Source organism: Lysinibacillus capsici (assembly GCF_003367505.1).
Taxonomy (GTDB): domain Bacteria; phylum Bacillota; class Bacilli; order Bacillales_A; family Planococcaceae; genus Lysinibacillus; species Lysinibacillus capsici.
Genome location: NZ_PXXX01000012.1, coordinates 92,494 through 112,924 on the forward strand (window position 1 = coordinate 92,494; position 20,431 = coordinate 112,924).

A 20,431-nucleotide genomic window follows, 5' to 3' on the forward strand; every position below is an offset into this window, starting at 1 on the left:
TTAAAGATGGCCTCCGTATAGAGCCATCTTTTTCTTTTGAAATCTATGTAGGATGAAGTGAAATTACATAAATAAACAGTGGGGGAAGTAAAATGGATTTACTAATTGGAATAGCAATTGTACTAATTGTGTTTTTCTCTTCAAGCATAATAGAGAGAAAGTTAAAATCGATTGAAAGGCAAAACAATCGCATAATAGAAATACTAGAAGAAATAAGAGATAGAAAATAAATAGATCGTCTATGAACAGCGAAGTTTAGTATAACAATGAAATACCCCATCAAAGTAAGACAAGCTTTGATGGGGTGCTTTTATGATTCACAGATAAAAAAATCGCATGACATTCAATAAAGGGACAAGCTTACAATTTTAATGGGAAGGTATTATTCAGGCGGATATTTATACGTTTTGAGATGTGTGTGATGAATCAATTTAACAACAGGTCCTGAAGAAATTTCATAGGTCATTCGATCCTTTCCAATAGGAATCCATTGTCCGCCATCCGTAGGTTCAATTTCAAATGTAATTTGCATTTGAAAGCCTCGGAAATGATTTCTTTTTGTATCAATTACTTCAATTTTCCAAGGCGTAATATGAGGGGAAACATCCTTTCTAATCTTTGAATAATAATTGGTCAAATCTTCTTCAATATAAGGAGTAAGCAAAAGCATGAGCATATCCTGCAATCTCAGCTCGCTAGAATCCTGTGTTGGTTCAGCTGTTGAAGCGGGTATTGTTTGAAATGAAGGAACTAGTACAAGGGGGAATATAAAGACGAGTAACATCTTTTTCATTTTCTTCTACACCTCTTTGTGATCTTTCCCTAATGCATTGTATTGTTACCTTTATGGAATGAAGTATGTATGATCGAAGTAAAGGTGTTCGAGTAGTTCAATCAAGAAATGAATAATGGGATTGGTAAAAAAATAAGCTGCGGTACTGTTCATCATAATAAATGGTGTGGAACCAATCATATTGACGGAGCCTTGCTATATTTTGACCAACATAGGTATTCGATAAAAAATTTAAAATAACCTCTAACATAAATCTACGTCCCATCATAACGAAAGTATTATATGTATGGGATGGCATGAAGTGTGCAATAGGCAAAAAATAGAAGGGGCACCGATGGAAGTGCCCCTTAGTAACAAATCGGGAGGTGCCTTGTTAAACGAATTCGCTTAACATTACTATTTATATGATAAGATTACTTGGTTTTATAGACCATCATCTTGAATATGCTAAAATTTATACTTCGTAGAGAAGAATGGCTGTTATCCAACCTTTTACTAATAGTTCCCATTGTAGTGGTGAGCTATCTAAGGGAAGTGAAAGACTTTGCAGCTCTTCGGGGAGCAAGTGTATTTTATGACGTATTATTTCATTGTCAGGTGATTCTGTATCAATAAATAAAAGATAGCGTCCGATTATATCTTCCTTATACATAGATGGATAATCAAGGGCTTTTAATACACGTGTAGAAAATTCCACACCATTTATCCTTACTTCAAAATGTCCCCGCACATTAAATTCACAGTGAATATGTGTACCAGATAATCGACGTAGCGCTTGTAGGAAAGCAGCTAATGTTCTTTCACTAATGAAATAGGTTTTCCAATAGTATTGACTTTCTTCATGTTTACTTGAATTAGCATCATATGTATCATATCTTATTTCTAATGTTTCTTCGGCTTCGTCAGATTTTTTCCTAGTGAGGTAGTGCCGAGCAATTTTTTTAATGGTGTGATGATCTAAGTCACATCCATAGCTGAGAATAGTTACTTGTCTACGCTGTGCTTTGGCGAATAACCGCATTTCTAAATTTGCATCACTATTTAAATCCCAGCCATAGCGTGGGTTGTAATGAATACAAGTACTTTTGTTCATTGCGACCTCCTTTTTGCCATGTCTACTAACATTATAAATAATTTTTTCTAATTTTCCTTATTTTTCTTTTAAAAATGAAACTTTTGGATTTTAAGTTTCGTATAAACTGGAAAATACTTTTTTAGGAGGTAATTATGGCTAAATGGAGAGGCACAATCCTTCTTTGTACATTGCTATTAACAGCCTGTACAGCAGAAACCGTTCAACCTAAAGAACAAATACAGGAAGAGAAAAACGATGAAAATATTGTGGTCACAAAGGATGGCAAAATAACCTTTGAAATTAAGAATGAGATTGGTGTTCCACAAGAAAAAGTAGAGGCTATAAAGGATGAAATTGTGACAGCATACGACCACATAAAGAATTCTATACATACTTCCTACACGCCATCTGAGCATATCAACGTATGGTTTAAGGAAGACGGTCTATCCTGGGGGGTTGCATCGAAAATCGAACTAACTGGTGTTAATGAAGATATCTATCCACTAGTCCATGAAATGACCCATTCTTTACTTGGCTATGGCAACAATTTCGAATCAGATCATGGCTATTTTACACAAGAGGGTTTTGCGAGTTATATGGAGGATCAATATGGAAAAAATAAATTATACTTTGAAAAATACATGAAGCATTATTTGGATTCAGATAAGTTAATTCCTATTAGTAAGTTAATTGATCCAAATCAAGATGATGTCTATTTTCGCCCAGCACTTTCAAGTGAAGAACAGAATCGAGTCATGATGAAGATGAGCTACACGCACGCGGCATCATTTGTTACATATTTAATTGATACTTACGGACTCGAAAAGTTTGAACATATATATAACGAGAAAGAACTAGCGCAAAAATTAGAGGAAGTTTACGGAAAGAGTAGTAGTGAGTTAGAAAAGGAATGGTTAGCATTTATTCAACAACAACAAGGGTTTACTCATGAGGAAAAATTTAAATCAGGAAATTTTTATGATATGAATACAATTCTTCTTCAAATAGACCCAAAATATTTTGCCAAGGAATAATATTTTTCTAAATATTTAAGTAAACCCAAGTGCTCTTTAATTGGAGCTCGTGGGTTTACTTGTGTATGAATTCGGATGAAGCTGTCTATGTAATAAATGAACGCCCAGTAAAACGCACAGACCACCAATGATTCTTAATAATATATTTTTGAGAAATACAGTATCGTCAACCGTAATGACAATCAACATAGGGCCAACCATAATCAATGCGATGCCTAGCAATGCTTTAATTACTCGCAACATGTAAAATTCACCTCAAATTTACCATTTCAAATTTGATTATCGCACGATTATCTGAAAAGGAAAAGGGTCACTAGGCTGGTAAAGTGACCCTTGACCTTACAGACTCCTAAAGTCTGCAAAAGGGTTAGGTGCTAATTGGGATGATTAGTATAAGAAAGAAGCGCCAACAATAATTAAAAGAATGAATAGAACGACGATTAATACGAATGTTGAACCGTAATAGCCGCCACCGCCAGAGTCGCCGCCGTAATAGCAGCTGTTGTTCATGTTACCTACGTTTCCGTTGTATCCCACTGAAAATCCCTCCTTTCTACAACCTATAATATGTATGCTTGCAGAAAGGAGAAATGGTATTTACCCTATGGTTTTAAAAAATGATGAAAATCCAAACATCTAGTGAATGAAGATAAAGCCTTCGGACACAATCACCAAGGCATAATTGATTGATTAATTGTAGGTTGTGAGGGAAGGATAGGAATATGTTAACATTTTTAAACAAAGCGTAAACTCTTTTTTGTGCTTTGACTGAACAACGAAAATCAAATATAAGTTTTCACTTTTCTTCTATAATGGAAATATTTATAGAATATACTGAAGAGCTTTCAGAAAAAATAAATAACACAGCATTAGGAATCTAAAATTAAAATACATGCTTTTTCAAAAGGAAACTTGCTAATCAGAGCTTACCGCTCCGTAATCCGCTACTGTTACCTCTACATTGTACTTTATTGGAAGTTTACTAAATGTTACATCCCAATCATCTTTTTTAACTTCTTTCCATACCTTAGGGTGTTTTATTTTTAATTTATTTCCGAATCCGGCAACATCAACCTCTAAATCATTTTGCATTTTTTGTACAACATTTTCCATCAAACTCTTTATTTCAGCTTCAATTGACTTCTCAATTTCCCTAAGAAATTTATTATCAGAAGGTTTTCCACGATTTACCCAATTCTCAGATAAACGGCCTTCAGTTTCTATTTTTATCTCAAAAGTAATATCTCCACTATTAATGTGAGGAAGGATTTTACTTTTCATAGATTTTATCTCGTATGCTATTATCTGTCCCTTTACAGAGCTCTTAACTACTCCACCTTTCACTTTACCGTTTATCCAAGTTATGCCCTCTAATTCCTCTTCGTTCAGAAAACCAACTACTTTGTTGGTCTTTCCTTTAATCACTGCAGCACCAGTCAATTTTACCTCTCCATCCGCTGAAATCACATTTTGCAAAAGAAAACTCGATTCTGACTGTATTTTACCCGTTAGTTTTGCAAGCGGCATAGCTGGTAATATTTTGTTACTTCTATATCCGTTTTCCACCATCTTAGTCAAGCGGAATGAAGGAATTTCTCCAATTACATTTGTTTCAAGCGCATTACTAGCTCTTCCTTTGCTAATTAGTACTAGACAACTTGGTCTAATATCGTTATCACGCAGATAGCTATCAAGTAAGTCTTTTATACTATAGTTTGATGCAAGCTCCTCACTAATGATAATTACTTTAAGATGATGGCCGATTATTGGATGATCTCTTCTTAATGGAATTTCACGGACTATTTGAAAAGTGGAGTCTCCCGTTTCAGATACATTTAAATAAGAATGTTGTTCCGATGACCCTCCACCTTTACTGTTATTTCCTATTCCTTTAGTGTTAACAGTTTGAAAGGTTATTGTGATATTATTGTTTTTTTGATATCCTCCATCTTGTTCCTCAAATTCTTTATCAATGCTTGATAAATACCCCTTATCTAAGGCTATACCTATCTCCAAGCTAACCTCTTCAATTTCATGACTACTCCAACAGCCTGTAAGAAACGGAAGTAATAAAACCTGCAAAGTTATTAAAGCCAGTTTTCCACTGATGTTTTTTTTCATGATTTTGCTCCTCTCAATTTTGTAAACAATAAAAGGAACAAGGGGAGTCCCAAAAATAAAAACCACATTGAATTTCCAATCATATTTCCAAGTTTAAAAAGTTCATTAATGTTATTAGAACTCATAGCGATGATGTAAATAATCGGAAGTAAAATGAAACCTATTTTATTGAATTTTATTCTAAATAGCTGAGCTAAGCCTAAAGAAGCGGCATAGTAACTAATAACAAAAGATGCGAATATTTGCATTATCCATATTACTAAAAGTATGGATTCGTACCGTTCAAAGATCAGACCTGACATCTCAAAACTTCGTATCAGATCAATACTTGGCCATGTTCGCACTACAACTCCTTCTATGGATAAAGCTCCAATAACCATGACAACAAGAAAAACGTAAAAGATCATAGGAATGACAGTTCCAATAATAACTACCTTTACTGCCTTACTTGGCTGTTGCATAAATGCTACTAAAAGTAGCATAATTTCAGGGCCTGTATAGGCGAGAATTGTTGCTGGAATGCCTTTCAGTACGGGGGTAATTCCATCTCCTAATACTGGACGTAAATTATCAATTTCAAATAGCTTGAAGCTCATGAAAAGAACAAGTATAAAAAAGAAAAGTGTTATGGGGAATATAATCTCGAACATACGAGCAATTGTATTAATTCCTCCAAAAACAAGATAGAGACCTATCCACATGAATGGCATAGTAATTGCCCAGAGAGGGGTACTTTCCAGTAAAAAGAAATTGGTTACTTCAGCCATTGAACGAACTTGAAAACCAGAGACGGTAATAAAATAACAAATTATTAGGATGCTCAGAAACCGACCAATCCAAATACCTAATATCTCTTGACTATATTGATAAAAAGTTTTTCCGGGATACTGTTGACTTAATTTCACCATGATTATGGCAGCTATTATCATAATTAATCCACCTAATATAACAGTAATCCAAACATCCGGTGTTTTTACTTTTTCTACAGAGGTTCTGGGTAAAGTGAGGATTCCAGTAGCAAGTATAAAATTTGTCACAATAACAATGGCTTGTGTCGTTGTAATTTTCTCTTCAGATTTAATCATCAGTCATGTTTTACCTACTTTCAAGGTTAATTATTTTTGACGAATAGAGTTTTTGGTCTTCATCATCTTGGGACGACGTTTCATCATCATAAGTGGTACACGAATTATAAAGTCCTTCCAGTCATTTAAATTAAAAGGAACAGCTGGGCTGGCATAGGGAATACCAAAACTTTTTAGTTTTACTAAATGACTACATAAAAAGAGACAAAAAAGAATGACTCCATACAGTCCAAAAATTGCGGCGCAAAACATAGCCATAAAGCGAAGAACCCGTAACGAAATTCCTGCATTATACTCAGGTATGGCGAATGAAGAAATGGCTGTTAATGCTACTACAATAACCATAATAGGGCTGACAATTCCGGCATTTACAGCAGCTTCTCCAATAATCAGTCCTCCCACAATTCCCATCGCTGGACCAATGGGTTTAGGTAAGCGCAACCCTGCTTCCCTCAGAATTTCTATGGAGACTTCCATAATAAGGGCTTCCAAAAGTACAGTAAAGGGAACTCCTTCACGGGACCCTACAATAGAAATAGCTAGTTTAGTGGGAATCAATCCTGGCTGAAAAGATATAAAGGAAATGTATAGAGCAGGTACTAATAGAGCGATAAAAGCAGCTAAAAAACGTAATAAACGGATAAGTGTACTAGGAATCCAGCGTTCATAGTAGTCTTCAGGTGATTGTAATAACATACTAAACGTAACGGGGGCAATTAAGGCAAAGGGTGTTCCATCTAGCAATATTGCCACACGTCCTTCCATCAAAGCACTTATGACACGATCTGGGCGTTCTGTACTCTGTAGTTGAGGAAAAATACTGAGATAGTTATCCTCAATTAGTTGTTCAACATAACCGCTTTCTGGCAGGTAATCTATATCAATTTTCTTAATTCTCTTCTCGATTTCATGTATTAAATCTGGATTAGCTAAATCTTTTATATAGGCAACGACAAGGTCTTTATTTCCTCGCTTTCCCACTTGGAATTTTATAAATGACAAGGACTTAATATTTCCCTGCTGTCGTAAAATTGCAGTATTCTCACTTAACTTTTCTGTAAAACCCACTCTTGGACCTCTGACCAAAGCCTCTGATATGGGCTCTTCTATACTCCGTGTTTTTCCTTTAGTTGTACCTAAGATGAATACATCTGCAGATCCATCAATATAGAGAGCTGTAGAACCCTGTAAAACTTTCATAACCAAATCGTTTAGATTTTGTGTGTTTGTTACATCACTAATAGAAAGAACTTGTTGTTTAATAATATTATTAAAACCTTCTTCTGTCATAAAAGCTGAGATATTTTCATTAGAAAAGTCAATCATTAGTGATTTCATAATGTATTTATCAATAAGATCTTTATCCGACAAACCTTCTATAAAAATAATTACTGCGTGAATACCTGTGTTTCCAATGTTAAACTCCCGAAAGTGAACATCAGAGTTATGACCGATTTCTTTTTTTATAAATTTTAAATCAGAGTTAAGGTTGCCTGTAAAATTACATGTATTTTCTTGTGAATTTTCCGATTCTTGTTTAATAGTAGCTATATTTGCTCGTTCTCGAATATAGATAAAAAAACGCCAGATGAAGTAAGGTATGAGAAATATTATTAAACTTTGTATTATAATCAGCCAATCTGGTAAAAATGAGGCAATTGTTTTCCACATACTGTTCTCCCTAAAAAAGTCTCTAGATTCAAACATGAAGCTAGGAGCAAACTTTATGAATATTGATATTATGTTCATCCTCTTTGAGTTAATACCATCTAAAATATGGGACAAAATTAGTAATGTGTTAAATGTTTTGTTGTGGTTTGCATGACAAATAGCATTCAATGAGTTTTATTACATTTTTGACTTCGATGCAGAAGAGAAGGCATCTTAGGATTGGGATATCAAAGGCAAGCAAATACTTTGATAAACCTGTAAAGTATCGTCATGCTTTTTTGTGGGTTAAAGTATTGGAAGATTTGGTATACGGGAGGAGAATGAATATTTTTTCAAAACAATCGAAGAAATAAAAATGACAACATGCATAGAGTGCTACTGCTCTCATACTTGTTGTCATCAATCTGAAGAGATCCAAACAAATTGATTAATGATTGATCACTAGTCTAAACTTTGAGCATTGTTATTTTCTTTCATCATTTCTTCTTTTTTTATGTTTGCAATAAATACACCTATTAACGTAATTAATCCCCCAGTTACAGCAAAAATTTGTGGTACTTCACCAAGCCAGATCCATGCGATAAGAAATGCAAAAAAAGAGGTTAAATAAAGTGTACTAGTTGCTTCAGCTGCTCCTGTTCGTGAGGTAACATAAGCTAGAGTAAAATACGGAATGATTGTTGGAAAGATTCCAAGATACAAAATAACTAATGTTGTATTTAACGGGGCAGTCCTAATTGCTTCAATTAGGCCAGGTGAGAAAAGTAGCATAAAAAATGTACCTGACCAAATTGCGTACATCGTAAAGGGAATAGCCCCATACTTTTTTAGATAACGATGTTGAAAAACAAAATAAATACTTTCTGAAAGGGATGCTATTAAAACGATAATAACCCCAGAATTAAGTGAAAAACTTTCATCTGAATCTCCAACAGAAATAAATGCTACACCACAAAGACCAATAAGTGAACCAAGCCATCCCCATAATCCAAGCTTCTCACGATAAAAGAATACAGCTAACAAAGCAGTGAATATCGGAGTTGTCGAAACAAGTAAACTCGCAATCCCAGCACTAATAGTTTGCTCTCCATAATTTAGTGCTACTTGATATACGGTGAAACCTGAAAAGCCAAGTAATAAAATAATAGGGACATCTTTTAACTCAGGCAAAGGGGTTTTTTTAATAACTGCTATGATGATTAGGACAAATGATCCGACTAATAATCGAAAAAATGATATATGTTCAGGTGAATAGGCTGACAATGCAACTCGTATTCCTGGAAAAGCTGATGCCCATAAAATGATTGTTATGAAATGAGCAGAAATAATCTTAAAATCAAATGTTTTAAACATAAATACACCTCTTATCCAACCAATTAAATTTATGTTTTCAATATTAATAGGTTTTTGCTAAAACTACTCCAACCGGTTAAAATAAAAAAAACCAACCAGTCAGAAGAGGGATTACAAATGAAAAAACCAAAATATCAATACATTATTGATTATATAAAAGAAAAAATTGCTAAAGGGGAGTGGTCGATCGGAAGTCCTATACCTAGTCAACGTAATTTGGCAAAACAGTTTGAGGTTAATCGTAGTACAGTCTTAACGGCGTTAGAGGAGCTGAGGGCAGAAGGGCTACTAGAAGGTAAAGCTGGGAAGGAAACAGTCGTCACCAATAATACTTGGACTTTGATGGGCGCAAAATCTTCGACTAACTGGAATGGAAACGTCACTTTAGGCGTTCATAAGCCCAGTGTATCTATGGTGCAAGAGATTAACAAGGCTGAATCGAATACGAATCTTATTCAATTGAGTAAGGGGGAACTATCACCAGAAATGTTCCCCTTAGAAGAGATGAAATTCATCGTTCAAAAAATATCGAATCAATTAACCTCGTTTGGCTATGAAGAGCCAAAAGGAAATATACATTTACGACAAGCCATTAGTGACTATTTAAAGTTAAGGGGTATCGAAGCATCACCTTCGTCCATTCTCGTAGTTTCCGGTGCGCTCCAAGCTTTACATTTAATTTCAATTGGATTACTAAAAAGAGGATCTACGGTATTGCTAGAGATGCCTTCCTATCTATACTCGTTGACTGTTTTTGAGTCTGCGGGGATGGCGTTGCAAGGATTAGCGATGGACACGGAGGGGCTAATCATCGATTCAATTTATTTGACAAAGGAAAATGGGAAAAATATTTTATATACGATTCCAACCTTTCATAATCCTACAGGCGCCTTAATGCAAGAAAAGAGACGAGAGAAATTAATTGCCTATTGTTAAAGAGAGCAACTGCCAGTTATAGAAGATGATGTGTACCACGATTTATGGATTGATAGCCCACCACCTAGACCACTAAAAGCAAGGGACCTTTATGGAAATGTATTATATGTTGGGAGTCTATCAAAAACTCTTAGTTCAGGATTACGAATTGGCTGGATAGTTGGCTCGGAGTCAGTTATCAATCGATTAGCTGATTTGAAAATGCAATCCGATTACGGATCAAGTACTCTTTCCCAGCTCGTTGCCGCAGAGTGGTTATCTAGTGATTTCTATGATAAACATCTTGATAAAGTAAGAGAACAACTTAGGGTTCGGAGAAAAGTTACTTTAGATGCACTGGATAAATATTTGAGTCCCTATGCGACATGGGACATCCCAAAAGGTGGATTGTTCATATGGGTGAAAATAAAACCCGAATTCAAAGTAAAAAGGCTATTTGAAAAGGCATTTTCCAACAATATTCTTCTAAATCCTGGTAGTATTTATGCTGAAAAGTCAGGACAGTTTATCCGAATTTCTTATGGGTATGCTTCACTCGATGAAATTAAAGTAGGCATATTCAAATTAAGTGAAATATTAAAAATTTAATAGATATAAAACTGTAATTCTCTAGTGAATTATAAATAAAAACAATTATACAATATTGAAGTAAAATATATTTAGTTGAAAAGCAGGGCAATGTATTTTATTAATTCAAAGTCGAGGTGTTTTTTCTACGGATTAATAAGAAAATTGTTTATTCAACAAACGGGAAAGTTTGTTTTATACCATAATGACAAGAGATATCTCAAAGGAGGTACTAAGATATGTAAACTGGATTGCTAACGATTATGAACTTGTTGAATTTGGTGGTGGAGATGAATCAAACAATTTTCTAATTAGACTTGGGCTTGTGATTTCTGATGAGAAGGAAAGATTCGATTTGGATAACGACTTTTTGATATGCTCAAATCATGACGCTTTATTTGATAAAGGATTTATAACTTTCAATGAAACTGGATACTTTTCAATAATTCCCAAGGTTCTTGATTTACTTTCTGAACATTGGTCATATGACAGGAGTTCCTTTTGAGCAGAAATACAAATAAATTTAGCATGCGATATGATCATTAGAATGGAGTTGTTTTCGAACAATTTCCGTGAAATTAATGACAATGGTGTCTTCCTAAAAGAATTTTCCTGTTTATAAAGTTCTGTGATTATAACCGTATTTAAGGTAATAAAGACCTTAAATACGGTTTTTTATTTTTGTTTAGAAGGAAGTTTTGTTAAATATGACAAAAGAAAGAGTAGGCGGACAGAAGAAAAATTACAGGATAAGTCATCTTTGGTGTCACTATTCATGTACTATCTATACAAATTCCTAAATGGGTGAAATCAATCGCCGACAAAAGAACGGATGTTGAATTTGAGTTAGTGGATAGTAAGGATTACAACCTACCAAGATACAATGAATCAGTACCTACTATTATGGCACAGGACTATGCAACTTCTGAAGCCGATACTTGGTTAAAGAAAATAAGTAAATTTGATGGATTTGTCTTTGTAACACCTGAATACAAAAAAGCTGTTATATCAGGTTTAAAAGATGGAATTGATTACTTGTATGTAGAGTGGAACAATAAATCAGTTATGGTTAGAAACAGTAAATAAACTTGGTCTTATTAGAGAAGCTATTGGAAATGAAACTGAACAACCAATCGGACAACAAATATTAAATGACGATTTTGTTCTTACTAGAATTTTAGGAGCAGCTGGTTTCCCTACGATTGTCATGATTAATGAGGAAAATAGAGGCGTAAAACTTGGTGTTGGTTGACCGTTTGATTACTTTGTTAACGGATTAAAACAAGTTCTAAATATGGAAGAACTGCAACCAAACAGCGGAAGATTTGGACAGTAACTCCTGAAACCTATGAAGCCGGTGGAATTTATATATTCGAAACAAAGGAAATAACTGGATATTTGGCTTTGGAATAGCAGATTTCAACTTAATAATGGTCCAGTAAAAAATAAAATACCTGTAGATTTTTTATTAATACTAGCGAGTTAATAGGATCTATACTTAATACGAGTAGCTCATTTCGTTTTCTATTTGAAAATACAGTCTGTTTTTTTTGAAAAATGATATGTTATATTATGCATTTGAATACTTTTCAATAGTCATGAGTATTAAATTATGTAAAATTTTCTATTTTTAATAAAATACGGATATTTATAGGTGGTTTTGTAAAAAAATCATCATTTTATTTAATTTTCGAGAGTTCTTTTTAACTGTTTTATCAGTTATAATAAGGAAACTCGAAGCTATAGGGGGAATTAAAATGTTATTTAAAAAAGAATGGAGCATATCAATAGATAAACTGATTAGATTGAGTGAGGTTCAATTACAATTAGCTAAACAGGGTCAATTTGATTACAATTATACATTAGCCCAATCAAATGAAGAATTACAACAGTTTATACATAATTTAAACGAAGTAAATAGGCTTCGACAAGAGTCTGAAGATCAATTGCAGAAAAAGTTTAATAATGTATTAAAAAGTAATGAAATTGGTCTTTGGGAATTAAAAGTAATGAATGGGCGCTTGAATGATTCAAACAATGTGTTTACAGTTTCGGCAGAATTAAAAAAGTTCTTAGGATTCGATACTTATCCTATTAAAAACAGTTTTCAAGATTTTTTGACGTTAATTCCATTAGGGTATCGTTCTGATTTTGAAGAGATGCTTGAGGCGAGTTTAGTGACACAAACTTCTTTTAATATGGAGCATTTAATATGCTTTGGTGATGGTCAAGAACGCTGGATACGGACTACGGGAATAGCTTCTCTTATTGTAGATAATCAATACCAAATAATAGGAACAATTATGAATATACATGATGATAAAAGGATAAATATGGAAAAGTTACAGGGGTATGTAACACGGTATGATTTAATCAGTGAAGCTCTAGTAGAGGCGCCATGGGATATGATTGTAGATCAAGGTGATCCTTTAAATCCACAGAATTCCTTTTGGTGGAGCGAACAATTTCGAAGAACATTAGGTTACAAGGATGAAAATGATTTTCCGAATATTATGAGTTCTTGGAGTGATCGCTTGCATCCAGAGGACAAGCAGTTTGCATTAGATGCGTTTAGTGCACATTTATTAGACTTTTCAGGATGTACGCCATTTAAAGTGGATTATCGCCTTCAATTAAAATCAGGTGAATATCGCTGGTTTCATGCAAGCGGTACAACTCTTCGGGATAGTGTTGGAGCCCCTATGCGAGTGGCAGGAACAATTCGAGACATTACACATCAAAAAATGAAAGAACAAAATGTGCATGAAATCATGACAAGAATGGAAGAGTTATCAGCTTCGATTAATGAAATGGTTGTAGGGATTAATTCTATTACAATGCAGGCACAGGAACTGGCGTTCACACAGGAAAAAACAACTGGAGTTGCCAATGATGCGAAAGGGTTAGCAGATGAGACACAACTTATATCAAATTTTATTCGAGAGATAGCAGTCCAAACAAATTTACTCGGGTTAAATGCTGCGATAGAAGCAGCACGTGCAGGAGATCATGGGAAAGGTTTTGGTGTAGTTGCTGAAGAGGTAAGAAAATTAGCAGTTAATTCGGCAGAGGCAACAGGTAATATTGAATCTAGTTTAATGCAAATAAAGGTTTCTATTGATACAATCATTGACTATATGGATAAAATTAGCGAACTTGCACAAACACAAGCAGCACTTACTGAACAATTGAATGCCTCAGCAGACGAAATTGGTACAATGTCACAGAATTTAGTGGAGTTTTCAAAGCAACAGTAAGATACAAGGATTTAATTATTTATTTATGCTGTAAATTTTATTATGTGTATTTAACTCACTTGTTTGTGATTTTAATTGAAAGTATTGGTCAAAAATACTGGCAGTGAAAATAGAAAGTGAAATCAAGACGGTTGAAACTGAAGCATAAATTATGGGTAAGCTTCACTCGATGAAATTAAAGTAGGCATATTCAAATTCGTGAAATAATAAAAATTTAATAGATTCTCTAGTGAATTGTATGAAATTTGGAGAGTTGAATGTTTTTAGTAACAAAAAAGTGGTTAAGTTTACATAAAGTCATTCAAAAATATTTAAACTGTTTATTCCACAATTGTGCGCATTTCTTTAAAAAGGAATGCGTCTTTTTTAATACGAAATAAACAAAAACTCCGCGTTATTTTTTAGTGTGTAAAGAATGGAAAACCATGATGTAGGAAATAATGTAGTTCTCGAATGCAAATTACATTTCAAAAGAAAGCAAATCAATACGGAGGTAAAAATGACTGTTCTTGATTGTATCATAATAGGCGGAGGTCCTTCTGGGTTAAGTGCTGGCTTAACTTTAGGAAGAGCTAGGAGAAATATTGCATTAATGGATGATGGGACAAATAGGAATAGAGTGACACAGGCGTCACATGGATTTATTACGCGTGATGGGATAAAACCACAAGCATTTAAAGAAATAGCTTTAAAAGAGTTGGTGAATTACCCGTCCGTCTCCTATCTTAATGCGACAGTTACTGAAATTATAAAGGATATAGGTAATGAGCGATTTACTGTCAAAACATCTACGAGTCAGGAATTTGTTTCAGAAAAAATCATCCTCGCCACCGGTGTTCAAGAAATATTTACTATACCAAGTATAAGAAAATTTTATGGAAAAAGTCTATTTAGTTGTCCGTATTGTGATGGCTGGGAGCAAAAGGATAAGCCATTAGTGGTGATGGCAGAAAAAGAAGAGCATGTATTGCATTTGACTAAGTTGATTTATAATTGGTCACAGGATTTGGTTGTCTTAACGAATGGAGCTCACTTATCTAAAGAAGGTAAAATGGAGTTGCAAAAACACAATATCAAAATAATATCAGAAAAGGTAAAAGATCTCATAGGTAATGATGGGTACTTACAAAAAATAGAGTTTGAGTCAGGAGCAACCATTATAAGGTCGGGTGGATTTGTGGCCCCTTCTTATTATCGCCCCAATCAGTTTGCTGAGAAGCTTGGCTGTGATATTGATGAAGATGGAAAAGTCATAACAGATGGTGTTGGTAGAACAACTCAAAAAAATGTATATATTGCAGGGGAAACCGAAAGATCTAAACCTTCCACTTTAATGATTTCAGCTGCCAAAGGTAATAAAGCTGCTGTTTCAGTAAATACTGATTTAACGATGGAACGCTTTTGATGACGTCATAACACTTGGAATAGGATCTTAGTAATAACATATCAACTAATGTATTCTCAAATATTGTGTTAGAGTTACTATAAGAAATGACGAAGAACGGATTTTGCTTGTAGAATCCGTTTTTGTTGTTCCAAAAATTATAGTTTTACAAGGGTAGGGTAAGAACTAAAACCAATAAAAAAAGCTCGGGGGAAGAAAAACATGAAACAAGTGGGGACTCTATACTTTTTCTGTGGAAAAATGGGAGCAGGAAAATCAACAAAATCAAAACAATTGGCTAAAGAAAAAAATGCGGTACTTTTATCTGAGGATGAATGGCTTTCCTCTCTTTATCCCAATCAGATCACATCATTTGAGGACTATCTAAAATTATCAGCACAGCTCAAGCCGATGGTGAAAAAGCATGTCCAAAACATTTTGAGTGTTGGTACGCATGTAGTAATGGATTTTCCAGGTAACACTCAAAAACAGCGAAAGTGGTTTTTGGATATAGCGTCAGAGGTCAATGCAAACCATCAACTAATCTACCTTAATTTAAATAACCAGCAATGCTTGCGTCAAATTGCGCAAAGGCGTAACGAACAACCCGAAAGAGCAGCTTTTGACACGGAAGCGACGTTTATTGAAATTACTAAATTTTTTGAAGCACCAGAAGCTTCCGAGGGTTTAAATATATGGGAGTTTAGTGGGAAAGAATAACACAGAGTTATAGCACCAGGAAAAATTAGCTGGACTAAACCGCCTATAGAATTGTCATATGTAATTTATGCGGTTTATGAAGAATTTTTGAAAATTATATTGACAAACTATTTTTTTTCTGTAAAATGAAAAACAATTCAAAAATATTTGTATAGAACAAAGGCTATGAAAAGAAGTAGTATCAATTATTTTTACGAACAGAAAGTTACCGGTCGATGAGAGGTGCATGTAAAACGATTGAGAATTCATCTTGGAGCTGTGTACCGAAAGGATTATTCTAAGTAGGCTACGCCGGTAAGCACCCGTAATCATGTGCGAGAGTATCGTCAAATGACCGTACTTCTTAAGGTAAGTAATGTGAATTGCTTATAAATTAAAGGTGGTAACACGAGTTGAATCGTCCTTTTGGTTAATCCAAAAGGGCGTTTTTTTTATTCCTTTTTTGAGCAAGTATTTGAAAATCTAAACGTATGAGGAGTAAGCATTATGAAAGATAATCATCAAGATTCACAACTAAAGCGGGAATTAAGTACTCGTCACATGCAATTAATTGCACTAGGCGGGTCCATTGGGGTCGGTTTATTTTATGGCTCTAGTTCAACCATTCAAATGGCGGGACCATCTATTTTACTAGCTTATTTAATTGGCGGGTTAGTTATTTTCACCATTATGCGTGCATTAGGCGAAATGGCAGTAGCAGAACCTGTGTCAGGCTCATTCAGTATGTACGCGAATAAATATTTAGGGCGCTTTGCTGGGTTCTTATCTGGATGGACATATTGGTTCATGTGGATTGTCGTGGGCATGGCAGAACTAACAGTTGTCGGTGTATATATTAACTACTGGTTTCCGGATATTCCACAATGGGTAACTGCTCTTGTCGTCCTTGTTATGATGACGCTTGTAAATTTAGCAAATGTAAAAGCATACGGAGAATTCGAATTCTGGTTTGCGATGATTAAAGTTGTGGCAATTATCGGGATGATCGTTCTAGGATTAGCCATTATTTTCTTCGGTGTCGGCAACCACGGTGAAGCAATTGGCTTTGATAATTTATGGGCACATGGTGGCTTCATGCCAAACGGTTTCCATGGTATTTTAATGTCACTCGTATTAGTTATGTTCTCATTCGGTGGGGTTGAATTAGTGGGTATTTCTGCAGGAGAAGCAAAAAATCCTAGCAAGTCCATTCCATCAGCGATTAACAACATCGTTTGGCGTATTTTAATATTCTACATTGGGGCGCTAGGCGTTATGATGGTTATTTATCCTTGGAACGAAGTTGGCTCAGAAGGTAGCCCATTCGTTCAAATTTTCGATTACGTCGGTATCCCTGCTGCGGCTCACATTATTAACTTTGTCGTTATTACAGCTGCAATGTCTGCCTTTAATAGTGGCTTATATGGTTCAGGACGTATGCTACACAACTTATCGGTACAAAAAAATGGTCCAGAATATTTTAAAACAGTAAGCAAAAACGGTAGTCCGAGTCGAGGGATATTATTTTCGTCAGCTGTGTTATTAATCGCGGTTGTCTTAAACTATGTAGTACCTGAAAAAGTGTTTATCTATATTTCTGCAGTTGCGACGGTTGCAGTTATTACAAGCTGGATGATTATTTTATTAGCACAGTTGAAATTTAGGAAGTCAAAAACGAAAGAGGAAGTAGCCAAGCTGAAATTCAAAATTCCGCTTTACCCACTTTCTACGTATATTGCTATTGTATTTTTATTAATGGTGATTGTGTTAATGGCGTTTATTCCAGATATGCGTGTTGCCCTATATGTGGCACCAGTTTGGTTTTTCATCTTATTTATTGGCTACAAAGTAATACATGTTAAAAAGTAGTTACATCTTTTATACTGATACTTCTACTGGCAAATTGTTAAAAAATCATTTTGGTATACTCGATTCATTACGTTTATCTAAGGTTTAATAATTTTTAGCCATTAGTAAAGAATGTGATGAGTGCCTTCATTTATGAATAGGTTCATAATAAAAATTGATCTGTATTTAGACAAAAAAGGAGGGGCAAGATGGAAGTAGTATATTTGGCTGGTGGATGTTTATGGGGCGTACAAGCTTTTATAAAAACACTACCAGGAGTTACGTTTACAGAAGCAGGAAGAGCGAATGGAACAAGTCGTACGCTTGAGGGCGATTATGATGGATACGCTGAATGTGTAAAAACAGGGTTTGATCCAACAGTTGTAACCATTCGAGATTTAATGGGCTATTTATTCGAAATCATTGATCCTTACAGTTTGAATAGACAAGGACAGGATGTTGGCGAAAAATATAGAACAGGCGTATATAGTGAAAATCCTGAGCATTTAAAAGAGGCGAAGGCATTTCTTAGAGAGCGAAATGATTACGAGCTTATAATGGTTGAAGTATTGCCCCTTACAAACTATGTCAGAAGTGCAGAGGAACATCAAGATAGATTAACCAGATGTCCAAATGATTATTGTCATATTCCCACAGAAATTTTAAATAAATATAAATAACGGAATTCACGAGACCTTTCTATGTTATTAGTGCGTCATTTGGATTATCAGGTTATGTATTTGCTAAAACGCAGAAAATTAGAAGGAAATGATCAATATCAGAAAGTGCTATCGATGAAACAAGAAAGCATATTACTGTTAACCCCGTCCTAACTTGGAACGGGGTTATTCTTATTTAGAAGGGTTAAAATTGTCACTTTACAAAAGCGGAACTATTTAATTTTGATAAAGAGAAGCATTACGATTTTAAGTGAGATTTTCCCCCTAAAGAGCCATGATGTTCAAAAGGTTCAGCAATTCCATATAGAGAGTTTGGATTAAATCATTTTTAGCAAAGGAGTATATCAAAACTTTATTACTTACAGCACCCTTATATTGGTATAAAGTAGTAAATGTAGAAAATTTACATAGATATTACATAGTGTTGAAAGGTTGAATGTTAATATGAAAAAAAGTTGGTTGTTATTATTCTTCATGGTATTGATGTGCGGATGTTCAAATCAATCCAAGGAGAAGCCTGGGGTCGAGGCTAGCGGCGAACAAGAAGCGGCATCTAAGTTGGCACAGGAAAAGCAGTTGGTAGATCGTCAATTATATGAGAAATTATCTGAGGCTGTTGAGACAATAGGCTATACATACGATATGCAAACATTTGCTGAAAATGAGTATAATCAGGGCGTTTTATATTCAGAATTAATCGATTTTGATAATGATGGGGTTCAGGAGGTTTATGCCTTCATGAAGGGAGTAGACTACCCATTATCTGCATATACACATCGAAATAAGGATAATTATATCCAAGAAGTTTGGACGGGAAATACGAACGGTGAAAGCGCTATTCTATCTTTTTCAAGTGAAGTTGATCAATTGGTCTGCTCAGCCTGTGATATGAATGTGTCTTTAGTCAAAGGTCAGGATGGTCGAACGTTCATCAAAATGTTCTCCAATCAAACAAGTCAAGGTACTACGGTTGACAAGATCTGGATTTATGCCAAGGAGCCAACTAACTCAGCAATGGAGTTAGTTATTACTGGCTATACAATGGATAATAACAATGTAGTGGGTATCGATTATTTTTTAAATGGTGAAGTAACAGATCAAGCCACATATGACACAGCTTTTGCCCCATATTTAGGTGAGGAACGTTCCATATTGATTAGTAATTTTTCCGAGAAAAAATATGGTTTCGATTATACTAGCCCAGCTAGCAATGTTGGCACAGTCCTTGCTGCCCTCGCACCGAGCGTAAATAGTATTGTTGGGCAAGAAGCTTTGCTAGAAAAGAAGAAAAGGGAAGAAATTGTCAGTGCCTTAGAGGAATTTAATACAAAGAGACGCATCCATCATCAAGACAAAAAAGTCGTCCAATCTTTAGTGTTAGATGTTATTCAAAAGGCCAATCTTGACCATGAGTATTCAGACATGAGTGAAATGGTTTTTGATGGGGCCTCCGTCCAAGCAAAATACAAAGAAACATTTGGCGTTGACTTAGATATTGAGAGGATGAATTTCCCTTCCAGAGAGAGCCAGTCCATTATGTCTTATGAAGCAGGGAAGTTTTATATCTATCCAACTGGTTTTTATTTCGATGCTATTGACCGCCATTTTCAAGATGTCTATAAAGTCAGAGACGATTTATTCTATGTGACCATCTTAGATAATGAATTTAATCATACTGAATACTCGCTCTCAAAGGATACAAATATTACACCAGAGGAAATGTTTGTGAAGGATATTGCAAGTTGGCCTAAGGAAGCACGTATTTGGCTAAAACCAGGGATACAAAGATATGCTGTGGTGAAATATATGGATGGGGTACCGAAAGTTCAATACCTCGGTGCACAAAACTTAACAGATCAACAAATAGAGGCATTCTAGGTTTCGTTAGCAATACCCTAGATTGAAATATGGTAAAATGGACAAAAGTA

Annotated in this window: 18 protein-coding genes, 1 pseudogene and 1 other annotated feature; of the genes and pseudogenes, 11 read left to right on the forward strand and 8 right to left on the reverse strand. The window is 34.8% G+C overall.

Annotated elements, in window-relative coordinates:
- Window positions 1–92 precede the first annotated feature (92 nt).
- Window positions 93–230 carry a hypothetical protein gene (locus C7B89_RS23080; RefSeq protein ID WP_004228528.1) on the forward strand — a complete coding sequence of 46 codons (138 nt, stop codon included), beginning with the start codon at window positions 93–95 and terminating at the stop codon, window positions 228–230.
- 152 nt (window positions 231–382) lie between these two features.
- Here the strand turns inward: C7B89_RS23080 and C7B89_RS11465 are convergent, their stop codons facing one another.
- The gene (locus C7B89_RS11465; RefSeq protein ID WP_115673761.1) at window positions 383–793 is read right to left on the reverse strand and encodes a DUF3888 domain-containing protein; all 411 of its coding nucleotides are present in this window, start codon (window positions 791–793) and stop codon (window positions 383–385) included.
- A 454-nt stretch (window positions 794–1,247) separates the two neighbouring features.
- A complete protein-coding gene (locus C7B89_RS11470) occupies window positions 1,248–1,886 on the reverse strand; it encodes a hypothetical protein (RefSeq protein WP_054549380.1) in 639 nt (212 codons plus the stop codon).
- A gap of 134 nt (window positions 1,887–2,020) precedes the next feature.
- Here C7B89_RS11470 and C7B89_RS11475 point away from each other — a divergent pair, with 134 nt between their 5' ends.
- Window positions 2,021–2,902: a gluzincin family metallopeptidase gene (locus C7B89_RS11475; RefSeq protein ID WP_115673762.1), complete on the forward strand. Its 882-nt coding sequence runs from the start codon at window positions 2,021–2,023 to the stop codon at window positions 2,900–2,902.
- A 36-nt stretch (window positions 2,903–2,938) separates the two neighbouring features.
- Here C7B89_RS11475 and C7B89_RS11480 read toward each other — a convergent pair whose 3' ends face one another.
- The 6 genes from C7B89_RS11480 to C7B89_RS11505 form a co-directional block, all read right to left on the reverse strand.
- Complete coding sequence (locus C7B89_RS11480; RefSeq protein ID WP_048393786.1) at window positions 2,939–3,145, reverse strand: hypothetical protein; 207 nt, start codon at window positions 3,143–3,145, stop codon at window positions 2,939–2,941.
- Between the two features lie 144 nt (window positions 3,146–3,289).
- Window positions 3,290–3,412, reverse strand: a complete 123-nt coding sequence (locus C7B89_RS11485) for a YjcZ family sporulation protein (RefSeq protein ID WP_081010967.1) — start codon at window positions 3,410–3,412, stop codon at window positions 3,290–3,292.
- Between the two features lie 405 nt (window positions 3,413–3,817).
- Window positions 3,818–5,023: a Ger(x)C family spore germination protein gene (locus tag C7B89_RS11490; protein ID WP_115673763.1), complete on the reverse strand. Its 1,206-nt coding sequence runs from the start codon at window positions 5,021–5,023 to the stop codon at window positions 3,818–3,820.
- Window positions 5,020–6,108 (reverse strand): spore germination protein, encoded by a 1,089-nt coding sequence (locus C7B89_RS11495; RefSeq protein ID WP_421926756.1) that lies wholly within the window; start codon window positions 6,106–6,108, stop codon window positions 5,020–5,022. The genes C7B89_RS11490 and C7B89_RS11495 overlap by 4 nt, the downstream gene beginning before the upstream one ends.
- A gap of 30 nt (window positions 6,109–6,138) precedes the next feature.
- On the reverse strand, window positions 6,139–7,779 hold the full coding sequence (locus C7B89_RS11500) for a spore germination protein (RefSeq protein WP_115673765.1): 1,641 nt from the start codon (window positions 7,777–7,779) through the stop codon (window positions 6,139–6,141).
- A 441-nt stretch (window positions 7,780–8,220) separates the two neighbouring features.
- The gene (locus tag C7B89_RS11505; protein ID WP_115673766.1) at window positions 8,221–9,132 is read right to left on the reverse strand and encodes a DMT family transporter; all 912 of its coding nucleotides are present in this window, start codon (window positions 9,130–9,132) and stop codon (window positions 8,221–8,223) included.
- Between the two features lie 117 nt (window positions 9,133–9,249).
- Between C7B89_RS11505 and C7B89_RS11510 the strand changes: the two are divergent.
- From C7B89_RS11510 to C7B89_RS11550, 9 genes and pseudogenes are all read left to right on the forward strand, one after another.
- Window positions 9,250–10,656 (forward strand): annotated as a pseudogene (locus tag C7B89_RS11510) (aminotransferase-like domain-containing protein).
- Between the two features lie 184 nt (window positions 10,657–10,840).
- Entirely contained in the window at window positions 10,841–11,140 is a 300-nt protein-coding gene (locus C7B89_RS11515) for a hypothetical protein (RefSeq protein WP_115673767.1), read from the forward strand.
- A 344-nt stretch (window positions 11,141–11,484) separates the two neighbouring features.
- Window positions 11,485–11,721, forward strand: coding sequence for an NADPH-dependent FMN reductase (locus C7B89_RS11520; RefSeq protein WP_244205646.1), 237 nt, complete (start codon window positions 11,485–11,487; stop codon window positions 11,719–11,721).
- Window positions 11,722–12,392: 671 nt separating this feature from the next.
- Window positions 12,393–13,892 carry a methyl-accepting chemotaxis protein gene (locus C7B89_RS11525; protein WP_115673769.1) on the forward strand — a complete coding sequence of 500 codons (1,500 nt, stop codon included), beginning with the start codon at window positions 12,393–12,395 and terminating at the stop codon, window positions 13,890–13,892.
- 499 nt (window positions 13,893–14,391) lie between these two features.
- Entirely contained in the window at window positions 14,392–15,297 is a 906-nt protein-coding gene (locus C7B89_RS11530; protein WP_115673778.1) for an NAD(P)/FAD-dependent oxidoreductase, read from the forward strand.
- Between the two features lie 201 nt (window positions 15,298–15,498).
- A complete protein-coding gene (locus tag C7B89_RS11535; RefSeq protein ID WP_115673770.1) occupies window positions 15,499–15,996 on the forward strand; it encodes a P-loop nucleotide/nucleoside kinase family protein in 498 nt (165 codons plus the stop codon).
- Between the two features lie 156 nt (window positions 15,997–16,152).
- Window positions 16,153–16,404 (forward strand) — a binding site (T-box leader).
- A 78-nt stretch (window positions 16,405–16,482) separates the two neighbouring features.
- The gene (locus C7B89_RS11540) at window positions 16,483–17,844 is read left to right on the forward strand and encodes an amino acid permease (protein ID WP_112117983.1); all 1,362 of its coding nucleotides are present in this window, start codon (window positions 16,483–16,485) and stop codon (window positions 17,842–17,844) included.
- 188 nt (window positions 17,845–18,032) lie between these two features.
- A complete protein-coding gene (locus tag C7B89_RS11545; protein WP_115673771.1) occupies window positions 18,033–18,503 on the forward strand; it encodes a peptide-methionine (S)-S-oxide reductase in 471 nt (156 codons plus the stop codon).
- 444 nt (window positions 18,504–18,947) lie between these two features.
- Entirely contained in the window at window positions 18,948–20,381 is a 1,434-nt protein-coding gene (locus C7B89_RS11550) for a hypothetical protein (RefSeq protein WP_115673772.1), read from the forward strand.
- The last annotated feature ends 50 nt before the right edge of the window (window positions 20,382–20,431 follow it).